The 13,629-nt window shown below is 73.0% G+C and carries 8 protein-coding genes; 6 read left to right on the top strand and 2 right to left on the bottom strand.

Annotated elements, in window-relative coordinates; all coding sequences use genetic code 11:
- The first annotated feature begins 270 nt into the window (after positions 1 to 270).
- The 5 genes from AC069R_RS00865 (at position 271) to AC069R_RS00845 (ending at position 8,788) form a co-directional block, all read left to right on the top strand.
- Positions 271 to 1,191, top strand: coding sequence for a serine hydrolase (locus AC069R_RS00865; RefSeq protein ID WP_478763369.1), 921 nt, complete (start codon positions 271 to 273; stop codon positions 1,189 to 1,191).
- Positions 1,192 to 1,262: 71 nt separating this feature from the next.
- The gene (locus AC069R_RS00860) at positions 1,263 to 2,339 is read left to right on the top strand and encodes an esterase-like activity of phytase family protein (RefSeq protein WP_478763368.1); all 1,077 of its coding nucleotides are present in this window, start codon (positions 1,263 to 1,265) and stop codon (positions 2,337 to 2,339) included.
- A gap of 83 nt (positions 2,340 to 2,422) precedes the next feature.
- Positions 2,423 to 6,199 (top strand): ABC transporter ATP-binding protein, encoded by a 3,777-nt coding sequence (locus AC069R_RS00855; RefSeq protein ID WP_478763367.1) that lies wholly within the window; start codon positions 2,423 to 2,425, stop codon positions 6,197 to 6,199.
- 142 nt (positions 6,200 to 6,341) lie between these two features.
- Positions 6,342 to 6,731, top strand: coding sequence for a hypothetical protein (locus AC069R_RS00850; protein ID WP_478763365.1), 390 nt, complete (start codon positions 6,342 to 6,344; stop codon positions 6,729 to 6,731).
- 119 nt (positions 6,732 to 6,850) lie between these two features.
- Entirely contained in the window at positions 6,851 to 8,788 is a 1,938-nt protein-coding gene (locus AC069R_RS00845; RefSeq protein ID WP_478763363.1) for a glycoside hydrolase family 3 protein, read from the top strand.
- Positions 8,789 to 8,829: 41 nt separating this feature from the next.
- On the opposite strand, the gene AC069R_RS00840 is transcribed toward AC069R_RS00845, so the two are convergent.
- On the bottom strand, positions 8,830 to 9,624 hold the full coding sequence (locus AC069R_RS00840; RefSeq protein ID WP_478763362.1) for a sugar phosphate isomerase/epimerase family protein: 795 nt from the start codon (positions 9,622 to 9,624) through the stop codon (positions 8,830 to 8,832).
- Positions 9,625 to 9,799: 175 nt separating this feature from the next.
- Between AC069R_RS00840 and AC069R_RS00835 the strand changes: the two genes are divergently transcribed.
- Complete coding sequence (locus tag AC069R_RS00835) at positions 9,800 to 11,227, top strand: alkaline phosphatase family protein (RefSeq protein WP_478763360.1); 1,428 nt, start codon at positions 9,800 to 9,802, stop codon at positions 11,225 to 11,227.
- A 1,065-nt stretch (positions 11,228 to 12,292) separates the two neighbouring features.
- Here the strand turns inward: AC069R_RS00835 and AC069R_RS00830 are convergent.
- A complete protein-coding gene (locus AC069R_RS00830) occupies positions 12,293 to 13,339 on the bottom strand; it encodes a LacI family DNA-binding transcriptional regulator (RefSeq protein ID WP_478763358.1) in 1,047 nt (348 codons plus the stop codon).
- Positions 13,340 to 13,629 lie beyond the last annotated feature (290 nt).

Here is a 13,629-nt window from a genome sequence, read left to right as displayed (position 1 = left end):
GAACGCCCCGCCGCGGCCGGCCGGTGGTGCCCCGCACGGGACGTGACGAGGAAGTCGTACGGAGCCTGCCTGTGGAGGACGTCCAGGTGGCCCGACCGCGTGCAGCGAGATTCGTTCTGCTCCGGCATGAACGAAGCATTGCCACCCCTTGGTCAGTTGGAACACGCACCTTGAGAACATGTGTGCAACTTCCGACCACCCCTGCGAGTCAAAGGGCCGTACGCGCCCGCCAGGGGTGCGTGCACACGTCGTTCTCAGGGGGACCCCTCCATGACCCACCGCTTCAGCCGGCGCGCCAAGGCGTCGGCCGCGGCGCTCGGTGCCGCGCTGCTCATACCCACCGTCGCCGCCGCCACCCCGGCCGCCGCGACCACGCCCGCCGTGAGCTGTACGTCGGGCAAGGCCGGCCTCGCCGCCAAGCTCACCAAGGACATCACCGCGGCGCTCGCGAACCGCAAGAGCACCGTCGCCCTCGGCCTGTACGACCGCAGCACCAAGACCACCTGCACCCTGCGCGGCACCTCCGCCTACGACTCGGCCAGCACCGTCAAGGTCACCGTGCTTGCCACCCTGCTGTGGGACGCCAAGAAGCACAACCGGTACCTGACGAGCACCGAGGCCTCGCTCGCCACCGCGATGATCACCCAGTCGGACAACGACGCCACCAGCAAGCTGTGGAAGCAGCTGGGCCTCACGAAGATCAAGGGCTTCCTGGCCGCCGCCAAGATGACCAAGACCGTGCCGGGTGCGGGCGGTTACTGGGGCCTGACCCAGGAGAACGTCACCGACGAGCAGAAGCTGCTCCAGCTCGTCACCGCCAAGAACAGCGTGCTCAGCGACAACTCGCGTGCTTACATTCAGCAGTTGATGGGGAACGTCGAATCCGACCAGCGGTGGGGCACCCCCGCCGGCGCCCCGTCCACCGTCTCCGTGCACGTCAAGAACGGCTGGCTCCAGCGCTCCACGCACGGCTGGCGCGTGCACAGCCTCGGCACCTTCAACGGCGCCGGGCACGACTACATGATGTCCGTGCTGACCCAGGACAACAGCACCATGGACTACGGCGTCACCACCATCCAGAACGTCGCCAAGGCCATCCACAAGGACCTCGTGCCGACCACCGCCAAGACGGCACGTTACGTCCCCACCAGCAAGCCGAGCGAGGCGTTCGTCGCCACGCCCGCGCAGTAGCCGGGATTTTCAGCACATCGTCAACCCGTGGTCTCACACGCGTAGTTGACCAGCGGATACGGTGACCGACCATGCGACTGAGACATGTCATCGCCACCGTCACCGCCGGCCTGGCGGCCGTCACCACGCTGACCGCCGCCGGGCCCGCCGCCGCCCAGCCTGCCGCCAAGCCCGCCGCCGTCCAGCCCGGACACTCCGCACCCAACTCACGGGCGAGCCACGCCTGTTCGCCACGCGTCTCCCTCGACCGCTTCTCCGACGCGCTCGACAAGACGACGTACGACAACACCTTCGTCGGCAACTTCTCCGCCCTCGCCGTGGACCGCGACGGCTCGCTCGCCGCCCTGGCGGACCGGTCCTTTCTCTTCGGCCTGGACGCGAAGACCCTCGCGCCCCGGTCCGTCGTCCACCTCGCCGACGAGAACGGCGCCGACCTCGACTCCGAGGGCCTCGTCATCGATGGCGACGGCACCCGCCTCGTCACCTCCGAGACCGAGCCCTCCATCCGCCGCTACTCCCGCGACGGCCGGATCCTCGACCGGCTCCCCGTGCCGTCCAGCCTCCTCGTCGCCCCCGCCGGCCGCGCCACCGCCAACCAGACCTTCGAGGGCCTGACCCTGCTGCCCGGCGGCCACACCCTCCTCGCGTCCATGGAGGAGCCGATCGCGGGCGACGACCCCGGCCTCGTCCGCTTCCAGACCTGGACCCGGACGAAGGGCGGCCACTTCCGGCTCGGCGCGCAGTACGCGTACCGCATCGACCCCGGACTCGGCGTCCCCGAGGTGCAGGCCACGCCCGACGGCCGCCTCCTCGTCCTGGAGCGCGGCTTCACCGCCGGCGTCGGCAACACCGTCCGCCTCTACCTGGCCGACCCGCGCCACGCCACCGACACCAGCGGCATCGAGCACCTCACCGGGCAGCGCGGCGTCCGGCCGGTCGGGAAGACCCTGCTCGCCGACCTCGCCGCCTGCCCCTCCCTCGGCGCCACCGCCAGGCAGCCGCAGCCCAACCCGCTCCTCGACAACATAGAGGGCATGACCATCACCGGCCGCGACCGCACCGGCCGCCTCACGGTCCTCCTGGTCAGCGACGACAACCAGAACCCGGCCCAGACCACACGCTTCTCCTACCTGCGGGTGCGCGCCTGAGGGCCGATTGTTACGGCGGGATGAAATCATCCCCCGCCCGCGTTGGTGCCTTCCGGATAAGTACGACGATCGGGAGGCACCGCGTGGGACCACAACGGGGATGGGCACGACGGCTCGCGGGCTACGCCTGGCGCTATCCGAAGGACGTCGTCCTGGCCCTCGGCTCCGCGCTCGCCGGCATGGCCGTCACCGCCGTCGTCCCCCTGATCACCAAGGTGATCATCGACGATGTGATCGGCGCCCACACCCGCTCCATGGCCCCCTGGGCGGGCGCCCTCGTCGCCGCCGCCGTCCTCGTCTACGCCGCCACCTACGTCCGCCGCTTCTACGGAGGCCGGCTTGCCCTCGACGTCCAGCACGACCTGCGGACGGAGATGTACGACACGATCACCCGCCTCGACGGCCGCCGCCAGGACGAGCTGTCCACCGGGCAGGTCGTGGGCCGCGCCACCAGCGACCTCCAGCTGATCCAGGGCCTGCTGTTCATGCTCCCGATGACCATCGGGAACGTCCTGCTGTTCCTGGTCTCCCTGGTGATCATGGCGTGGCTGTCGCTGCCGCTGACCCTCGTCGCGCTCGCCGTCGCCCCCGCGCTCGGCTGGATCGCCCGGCGCAGCCGCACCAAGCTGCACCCCGCCACCTGGTACGCCCAGGCCCAGGCCGCCGCCGTCGCCGGTGTGGTCGACGGCGCGGTGAGCGGCGTACGCGTGGTCAAGGGCTTCGGACAGGAGGCGCAGGAGACCCGCAAACTGCGCGAGGTCGGCCGCAAGCTGTTCGCCGGCCGGCTGCGCACCATCCGCCTGAACAGCAAGTACACCCCCGCCCTCCAGGCCGTCCCGGCGCTCGGCCAGGTCGCCATGCTGGCCCTCGGCGGCTGGCTCGCGGTGCGCGGGCACATCACGCTCGGCACCTTCGTCGCCTTCTCCACCTACCTCGCCCAGCTGGTCGGCCCGGTCCGCATGCTCGCGATGGTCCTCACCGTCGGCCAGCAGGCCCGCGCCGGCACCGAGCGCGTCCTGGAGCTGATCGACACCGAGCCGACCATGAGGGACGGCACCCTGGAGCTGCCCGCCGACGCGCCCGCGACCGTCGAGTTCGACGACGTGTCCTTCGGGTACGCCGAGGACGCCAAGGTCCTGGACGGGCTCAGCTTCGAGATACGCCAGGGTGAGACGCTGGCCGTCGTCGGCTCCTCCGGCTCCGGCAAGTCCACCCTCTCCCTGCTCCTGCCGCGCTTCTACGACGTCACCCACGGCGCCGTCCTCATCGGCGGCCACGACGTCCGCGAGCTGACCCTCTCCTCGCTGCGCGCCGCCATCGGACTGGTCCCGGAGGACTCCTTCCTCTTCTCCGACACGGTCCGCGCCAACATCGCGTACGGCCGCCCCGACGCCACCCAGGACGAGATCGAGGCCGCCGCCCGCGCCGCACAGGCCGACCGCTTCATCCGGGAACTGCCCGAGGGCTACGACACCAAGGTCGGCGAGCACGGCCTCACCCTCTCCGGCGGCCAGCGCCAGCGCGTCGCGCTCGCCCGCGCCCTGCTCACCGACCCCCGCCTGCTGGTCCTGGACGACGCCACCTCCGCCGTGGACGCGCGCGTCGAACACGAGATCCACGAGGCCCTCAAGGAGGTCATGCGGGGCCGCACGGCCGGCCCCTCGCCCGACCACCACCCCTCAACGAGCGCTGGCGCGCGCACCACCTTGTTGATCGCCCACCGCCGCTCCACCCTGAACCTCGCCGACCGCATCGCCGTACTCGACCGCGGCCGGCTCGCCGACCTCGGCACCCACGAGGAACTCCAGCGCCGCTCCGCCCTCTACCGCAGGCTGCTGACCGACCCGGACGAACTGGGCGGCGTCTCACCCGGCCACACCCCGCCGGACGACGAGCCGGCCGAGGACGACGCGGGCCTGCGCGCCGAGCTGGACGCCGAGTACGACGCCGAGCGCGGCGTCACCCCCCGCCTGTGGACCGGCGACCGTGCGCCGAAGGACACGGCGCTGGCCGGCACCCCCGCCACCCCCGAGCTCCTCGACCGGGTGGCCGCCCTGCCCCCGGCCACCGACACCCCCGGCGTCGACGAGGAGAAGGCGGTACGCCCCGAGGACTCCTACGGACTGCGCCGCCTGCTGCACGGCTTCGGGCTGCCCCTGCTGGCCAGCCTCGCGCTGGTCGCCGTCGACGCGGGCGCGAGCCTGGTCCTGCCGGTGCTGATCCGGCACGGCATCGACGCGGGCGTCACCAAACTGGCCATCGGCGCCGTCTGGTCGGCCTCGCTGCTCGCCCTGCTGGTGGTCCTGGTGCAGTGGGCCGCGCAGATCGGCGAGACCCGGATGACCGGCCGTACCGGCGAACGCGTCCTCTACACGCTCCGGCTCAAGATCTTCGCGCACCTCCAGCGGCTCGGCCTCGACTACTACGAGCGCGAGCTGACCGGCCGGGTGATGACCCGCATGACCACCGACGTCGACGCGCTGAGCACGTTCCTCCAGACCGGTCTGGTCACCGCGTTCGTCTCGGTCGTCACCTTCTTCGGCATCATGGTCGCCCTGCTGGTGCTCGACATCCAGCTCGCGCTGGTCGTGTTCACCACGCTGCCCCCGCTGATCGTCGCCACCTTCTTCTTCCGCCGGGCGAGCGTGAAGGCGTACGAACTCGCCCGCGAGCGCGTCTCGGCGGTCAACGCCGACCTCCAGGAGTCGGTGTCCGGGCTGCGGATCGTGCAGGCGTTCCGCCGCGAGCGGGACGGCGGGCGGCGGTTCGCCGAGCGCAGCGACGGCTACCGCGCCGCCCGGCTGCGCGGCCAGTGGCTGATATCGGTCTACTTCCCGTTCGTCCAGCTGCTGTCCGCCGTCGCCGCGGCCGCCGTGCTGATCGCGGGCGCGGGCCGGGTCGAGGCCGCCACCCTCACCACCGGCGCCCTGGTCGCCTACCTCCTCTACATCGACCTCTTCTTCGCCCCCGTCCAGCAGCTCTCCCAGGTCTTCGACGGCTACCAGCAGGCCACCGTCTCCCTCGGCCGCATCCAGGAACTGCTGCGCGAACCCACCTCCACCAAGCCGGCGCGGCAGCCGCGGGACGTCACCTCGCTGCGCGGCGACATCGCCTTCGAGCACGTGCACTTCGCGTACGGCGACGGCGAAGCGGCCCTCGCGGACGTCGACCTGACGATCCCCGCGGGCCAGACCGTCGCCTTCGTCGGCGAGACCGGCGCCGGAAAGTCCACGCTGGTCAAGCTGGTGGCCCGGTTCTACGACCCGACGGCCGGGCGGGTCACGGTCGACGGCACCGACCTGCGCGACCTGGACCTGACCGGGTACCGGCACCGGCTCGGGGTGGTGCCGCAGGAGGCGTACCTGTTTCCCGGCACCGTCCGGGACGCCATCGCCTACGGCCGCCCCGACGCCACCGACGCCGAGGTGGAGGCGGCCGCGCGGGCGGTCGGCGCGCACGAGATGATCGCCACCCTCGACGGCGGCTATCTGCACGAGGTCGCCGAGCGCGGCCGCAACCTCTCCGCTGGCCAGCGCCAGTTGATCGCGCTCGCCCGCGCCGAACTGGTCGACCCGGACATCCTGCTCCTGGACGAGGCCACGGCCGCGCTCGACCTCGCCACGGAAGCCCAGGTCAACCAGGCCACCGACCGCCTGGCGGGCCGCCGTACCACCCTGGTGGTGGCCCACCGGCTGACCACCGCTGCCCGCGCCGACCGGGTGGTGGTCATGGACCACGGCCGGGTCGCCGAGGACGGCACCCACGAGGAACTGCTCGCCCTCGGCGGCCGGTACGCCGAGCTGTGGCGGACCTTCGCCGGGCGCTCCGAGCCGGAGGAGCCGGTGGGCGCGGTCCGCTGAGCCTCCGGGGGCGGCCGGGTCCGCCGAGCCCCCGCCGGTGCGCGCCGGTGACGGCCGTGCAACCATCCGACACACCCCCTGCGTCGTACATGCGTACGGCCGCCGGGGGACGGCCTGGACACGCTACGGGGAGGACGAACACGTGGAAAAGGGTGCGATACGCCGGCGACTCACGCTCGGCCCGGCCCTGCTGGCCGCGGCCGGGCTGCTGGCCTTCGCGGCTTCCGGCACCGCACAGGCCGCGCCCAGCACCTGCTCGGGGCAGCAGGTCAGAACCCTCTCCTTCGCCTCGGGCGTCACCCGCGTCTACCGCAGCGGTGACTACGTCTGCGCCATGACCGTCGCCCGCGTCCCCGGCACCGTCCGCGCGATGTCGGTCAGCGTCCAGGCCCGCGGCAGCCGCCCGGCCAGGGACGCCGGCCACTACCTCCACCACGCCGGTCCGGTGACCGTGCACGCCGGGCACCGCTGTGTCTGGATCCGCGGCGCGGTCGGCCGGAACAGCGTCAGCTCGGGCTGGATCCTCTGCTGAACCGCCGGGCCCACCGACACGCTGGCTCCCGCGCCTTCCCTTGACGGAAAGAAACTTCCCGGATATTCGTGACTCCTTGGAAGTTTCCTTCAGCAGTTCTCCTCTGGGAAGGAGCGCACGTGCCCGACACCAGCACGGGAAGCGACACCAGCAAGAGAGGCACAGGAAACACCGGGGACGGGGACGACGGCGTCCGGCTGTCCCGGCGTACCGTCCTCGCCGCGGGCGCCGGGATCACCGCCGCGCTCACCGTCCCGGCCACCGCCCGCACCGCCACCGCCCGCGCCGCCACCCCCGACGAGCGCCGGCTCAGGGCCCTGGTCTCCGGGATGTCCCTGGAGGAGAAGGTCGGCCAGCTGTTCGTGTCGCGGGTCTACGGCGCCTCCGCCACCGCCCCCGACCAGGCCGACATCGACGCCAACCTGAGCGAGCTGGGCGTGCGTACCGCGGCCGAGCTGATCCGTAAGTACCGGGTCGGCGGGATCATCTACTTCACCTGGACCCACAACACCCGCAACCCGCACCAGATCGCGGAGCTGTCCAACGGCATCCAGAAGGCGTCCCTGGAGCAGCCGCGGGGCCTGCCGATGCTGATCGCCACCGACCAGGAGCACGGCGCGGTGTGCCGGGTGGGCGCGCCCGCGACCCTGTTCCCCGGCGCCATGGCGATCGGGGCGGGAGCGAAAGGGCGCGAAGCGCTTCCCGGCGAGGACGGGGGCGGCAGACGGGCGGCCGGCTCGGCCGCCGACGCGCGCACCGTCGGCCGTATCTCCGGCACCGAACTGCGCGCCCTCGGCATCAACCAGGACTACTCGCCCGACGCCGATGTGAACGTCAACCCGGCCAACCCGGTCATCGGGGTGCGCTCCTTCGGCGCCGACCCGGCGGCGGTCGCCGAACTGGTCGCGGCCGAGGTGGCGGGCTACCAGTCGGCCCGCGTCGCCGCCACCGCCAAGCACTTTCCGGGCCACGGGGACACCGCCGTGGACAGCCACTACGGCTTCCCGGTCATCACGCACAGCCGGGAGCTGTGGGAGAAGCTGGACGCGGTGCCCTTCCGCTCGGCGATCGCGGCGGGCATCGACTCGATCATGACCGCCCACATCCAGTTCCCGGCCCTGGACGACTCCGGCGACCCGGCCACCCTCTCCGGGCCGATCCTCACCGGCATCCTGCGCGGTGAACTCGGCTACGACGGCGTGGTGATCACCGACTCCCTCGGCATGCAGGGCGTGCGCACCAAGTACGGCGACGACCGGGTGCCTGTGCTCGCGCTGAAGGCCGGCGTGGACCAGCTGCTCGACCCGCCCTCCATCGACCTGGCCTGGAACGCGGTCCTGAAGGCCGTCCAGGACGGCGAGCTGACCGAGGCCCGCCTCGACGAATCGATCCTGCGCATCCTGCGGCTGAAGTCCCGGCTCGGCCTGTTCGGCGATCCGTACGCGGACCGGGCGGCCGTGGACCGGGTGGTGGGCACCGCGTCCCACCTGGCCGCGGCCGAGCGCATCGCCGACCGTACGACGACCCTGCTGGTCAACGAGGACGCGATCCTGCCCCTCGACCGGCACCGGGAGCCCCGCCTGCTGGTGGTCGGCGCCGACCCGGACTCCCCGTCCGGTACGACGGGCCCGCCGACCGGCGTCCTGGCCGCCGCCCTCACCGAGGCGGGCTTCACCGCGACCGCCCTGTCCACCGGTACGAGCCCGTCCGCCGCGACCATCGAGGAGGCGGTCGCCGCCGCCCAGGACGCCGACGCGGTGGTGGTCGGCACCTACAACGTGACGGCGGGCAGCTCCCAACGCACCCTGGTGGAACGGCTGCTGGCGACCGGCAAGCCGGTGGTGGCGCTCGCCCTGCGCAACCCGTACGACATCGCCCAGCTCCCCTCGGTCCGGGCCTGCCTGGCGTCGTACTGCTGGACCGACGTCGAACTGCGCGCCGCCGCACGGGTGATCGCCGGCCGGGTCAAGCCGCGCGGCAGGCTGCCGGTACCGGTGCAGCGGGCCGACGACCCGAGCCAGGTGCTGTACCCGATCGGCCACGGCCTGACCTACTGAGACGGAGGGAGGCACCGGGCTGCACGGGCGGGGGTGCCGGGCTACGCCGCCTCGCCGAGCAGTCGTACGAGGTGATCGCGGCCCGCGGCGAGCAGGCCGGGCAGCGGCGCGGCCCGCTCGTACCACCGCTTCTCGTACTCCCAGCACAGCCAGCCGTCCCAGCCGCCCCGGCTGAGCACCTCCACGCACTCGGTGAGCGGCAGCACGCCCGCGCCGAGCGGCAGCGGGGTGGTGTCCTCGGCCGAGGCGATGTCCTTGACCTGCACATATCCCAGGTGGGGGGCGAGCGCCGCATACGTCTGCGCGGGCTGCTCGCCGCCCAGCCAGGTGTGCATCACGTCCCACAGCGCCCCCACCTGCCGGTGCCCCACCGGGCCCAGCACCCGGATGGCCTCGGCGCCGGTGCGGTGCGAGTCATGGGTCTCCAGCAGGATCCGCACCCCGAGCGCGGACGCGTCCTCGGCGGCGGTCCCGAGCCGCCGGGCCGCGATCGCGTCGGCCTCCTCCTGCGGGCCCTCCCCGCCGGGGAAGACCCGGACGAAGGGCGCGCCGAGATCGTGGGCGAGCCGCAGCAGCCCCCGCAGCTCGCCGAGCACGGCCGCGTCGTCACCGGGCGCGGCGACCCGCGCGTACCCGGCGACGCACAGCGGTTCGATGCCCGCACTCCTGAACAGAGCGGCCGTATCGGCGCGTTCGGCGGGGGAGAGGCCGGGGTGGACCGGTTCCTCGGGGTGGGCGCGCAGTTCGACACCGTGGTAGCCGTGCTCGGACGCGAGCGCCAGGACGTCCGGGACGGGCAGGCCGGGGACACCGAGAGTGGAGAACGCCAGCTTCATGCACGACGAGCCTACTCGCCCGCCGGGCGCCCCGCCGTCGCGCCGCAATGTCACGACTTCTCCAAGAAGAACCCAGGTATTGCCGCTTTTTCGCCGACAACCGATGTCACCCGATCTGCCGGGGTAGGGATCGACCGCTCATCCGGTCCGCAAAGACCCACAAGAAGGTCGATACATGGCAGAGTTGACTCGACGCAGACTCCTGGGCTCGGGCGCCGGAGCGCTGGGCGCCGCGGCGGCCCTCTCCCTGCTCCCGCCGAGCGTCCAGAAGGCGGTCGCCGCCGACGCGCCCGGGCGCGGCTCGTTGCACGACATCGAGCACGTCGTCCTGCTGATGCAGGAGAACCGGTCCTTCGACCACTACTTCGGCACGCTCTCCGGCGTACGCGGCTTCGCCGACCCGCGCGCGCGACGGCTCGACACCGGGCGCAGCGTCTTCTACCAGCCGGACGCCGAGAACCCGAAGGGCTATCTGCTGCCCTTCCACCTCGACACCCGCAAGTCCAGCGCCCAGGCGATCCCGTCCACCAGCCACGCCTGGTCGGTGCAGCACCAGGCGTGGAACCACGGCAAGATGGACCGGTGGCTGCCCGCCCACCGCGAGGCGGACGGCGCCAACGGCCCGTATGTCATGGGGTATTACACGCGTGAGGACATCCCGTTCCAGTTCGCGCTCGCGGAGACCTTCACCGTCTGCGACAACTACTTCTGCTCGGTCCTCGGCCCCACCTGGCCCAACCGCCTGATGTGGATGACGGGTTCGATCGATCCGGGCGGCACCAGGGGCGGCCCGGTCATCAGCAACGCGGCGCCGACGCCGTACCGCTGGACGACGTACGCCGAACGGCTCCAGGCGGCCGGGGTCAGCTGGCAGGTGTACCGGCAGGACGACGACTACGGCTGCAACATGCTGGAGCAGTTCGCCGCGTTCAGGAACGCCAAGCCAGGCTCCGCCCTCTACGAGCGCGGGGTGCGCCCGCGGCCCGCGGGGGCCTTCGAGGACGACGCCCGCAACGACCGGCTGCCGGCGGTGAGCTGGATCATGCCGACCAGCCACCAGTCGGAGCACCCCGACTATCTGCCCGCCGCGGGCGCGGACTTCGTGGCGTCGAAGATCGAGGCCATCGCCGCCAACCCGAAGGTGTGGCGCAAGACGGCCTTCATCCTCAGCTACGACGAGAACGACGGCCTCTTCGACCACGTCGCCCCGCCCACCCCGCCCGCCGGGACCAGGGACGAGTTCATCGGCGGCCTCCCCATCGGCGGCGGGTTCCGGGTCCCGGCCATCATCATCTCGCCCTGGACGGTGGGCGGTTGGGTCGCCACCGAAGCCTTCGACCACACCTCGGCCCTCCGGTTCCTGGAGCGCTTCACGGGGGTCGAGGAGCCGAACGTCAGCGCCTGGCGGCGGCACACCTTCGGCGACCTCACCAGCGCCTTCCGCTTCTCCCGGAGCGCCACGCGCGCACCCCGGCTGCCCGCGGGCACGGCGGCTCAGCTGAAGAAGGCGAAGGAGGGGGTGGCGACGCTGCCCGCACCGCGCCTGCCCGCCGCCGACCAGACCTACCCGCACCAGGAACAGGGCCACCGGCCGCAGGTGTGAGCGCGTCCGGGCCCACCGGGGCGAGGCGACACGGGCCGCCGGCCCGACTCCCACCGGTCACCGGTACCCGACCACACCGAATCCGGCCGGCCGCGCCCCGGTGGGAGCCCTTCGCGCCGCGCGGGAAGAGACCGGCCGCGCCCCGGTGGGGGCCCTTCGCGTCGGGGGGGCAGGCCGACCACGTGGCGCGCCGACGGGGAAGCCGAACGGCCGCCCCGGCACCGCGCGCGACGGTGGTTGCTCGTGGGTGCGTCGGCATGGGGACGTGGGCCTGTCGGGTGCGTGGTGCACTTCTCCGTGCGGGGCCGGGCGGCCGTTTTGGCGCTGCGTGTGACGGTGGTTGCTCGTGGGTGCGTCGGCATGGGGACGTGGGCCTGTCGGGTGCGTGGCGCACTTCCCCGTGCGGGGTCGGCCGGCTGCCCCGGCACCGCGTGCGACGGCGGTTGCCCGTGGGTGCGTCGGCATGGGGACGTGGGCCTGTCGGGTGCGTGGTGCACTTCTCCGTGCGGGGTCGGCCGGCCGTTTTGGCGCTGCGTGTGACGGTGGTTGCTCGTGGGTGCGTCGGCATGGGGGCGTGGGCCTGTCGGCCGCGTGGTGCACTTTCCCGTGCGGGGTCGGCCGGCTGCCCCGGCACCGCGTGCGACGGCGGTTGACCGCGGGCGCGTCCGCACGAGAACGCGGGCCCGTGCGGACGCGCGGCGCACTACCCGGACGGTCGCAAGCTTTCCTGCGACGGGGACGCGCCGTGGCCGTGTGCACGGGTGACGCGAGCGGCGTGACCGGGCTTCCACCGGGGGCGCGGGTACGGCCGTCTTCCACGGCCCGTCGGCAGGCCGGGCGCCCGCCTGCCGATCAGCGTCAGCGGCAACCTAGGTCCGGGGGCGTCCAGGTGACGATCGGCGGCCTCCCGGCGCAGGTCACCACCGAGGACGGCCCCCACCTCCTCCGGCGGTGCCGGGAACGGCTGCCGCCTCCGGCCACCAGCCTCTTCAGCCCGCGTACGCCGGCGCCGAGCCCCCGATCGGTTTGCGGCCGCCCTTCACGGCCGCCACCAGCCCGCCCCCCTCAGCCCCGCGCCACCCCCGTCGACCCCCTGACCACCAGTTCCCCCCGCACCTCCGCCGTCCCCCCGGCCGGTGCCTCCTCACGGCCCATGGCGACGCGCCCGGCCCGCGCTCCCGCCTCGGCCAGCGGCAGGCGGACCGTCGTCAGGCCGGGTACGACGTCCACGGCCACCGGGAGGTCGTCGAAGCCGGTGACGGACACGTCCTCGGGGATGCGCAGGCCGGAGTCCCGCAGGGCGGCGCACGCACCGGCCGCGACGGAGTCGTTCGCGGCGACCAGGGCCGTCAACGACGGGTCCCGGCGCAGCAGTTCACGCGCGCCCTCGTACCCCGAGCGCCGGTCGAACCGCCCGTGCACCGTCCACCGCGGGTCCTCCCCTATCCCCGCCGCGGCCAGCGCGGCGCGATGCCCCTCCAGCCGGTGCCGCGTGGTCGAGCGCTCCTCGGGCCCGGCGATGCACCCGAGCCGCCGATGCCCGAGGCCCACCAGATGCTCGGTCACCGCCCGCGCGCCGCCGAGGTTGCCGAAGCTGAGCGCGACCGCCCCCGCGTCCGGCACCGGGGGCCGGCCGCACAGCACCACCCGCGTGCCGCCCTCCCCGAGCTTGCGCAGCTTCGCCGCCACGGCCGCCGTGTGCGGCGCGTCCAGGACCGCGCCGCCGGTCAGCACGACCGCGGCCGCCCGCTGCCGTTGCAGCAGCGTCAGGTACTTCAGCTCCCGCTCCGGCGAACCGCCCGTGTTGCAGACGACCGCGAGCCGCTCGCCGCCCGCCCGGCCCCCGGTGCCCCCGATCTCCGCCTGGATCGCGCTCGCCATGATCCCGAAGAAGGGGTCGGCGATGTCGTTGACGAGGATGCCGACCAGGTCGGACGTGGCGGCGGCCAGCGCGCTCGCGGGCCCGTTGAGGACGTAGTCCAGCTCGTCCACCGCGCGCAGCACCCGCTCGCGGGTCGACGCCGCGACCGGGTAGTTGCCGTTCAGCACGCGGGACACCGTCGCGGGGGAGACCTGGGCGCGCGCGGCCACGTCCGCCAGGGTCACGGTCATTCTCGTCGTCCTTTGGTCGCGCCGATCGTCGTCTCGTCAGGGCAGGTAGACGGCCTGAACAGGACTTCGGTTCCCGCGCCCCGCCGACGCCCCTGCCGGTGGAAAGGGGCACCGGAACCCGGACAGGTCTTGTGCCGACCGCCGTCCCGAGGCTAGCTTCCTCCCCGGTGGAAAGCGCTTGCTATGACGATTGTCGCAGTGGCGGACAGGGCGCTCGGCGCCCCGGAAGAGGGTCCGGCGAGGGCCCGTGGAGGGGACCTGCGTGAGACGTAAGACGACCGTGCGCATCG

The organism is Streptomyces sp. NPDC043952, from assembly GCF_056435325.1.
This window is presented reverse-complemented; position numbering and strand designations above follow the sequence as displayed.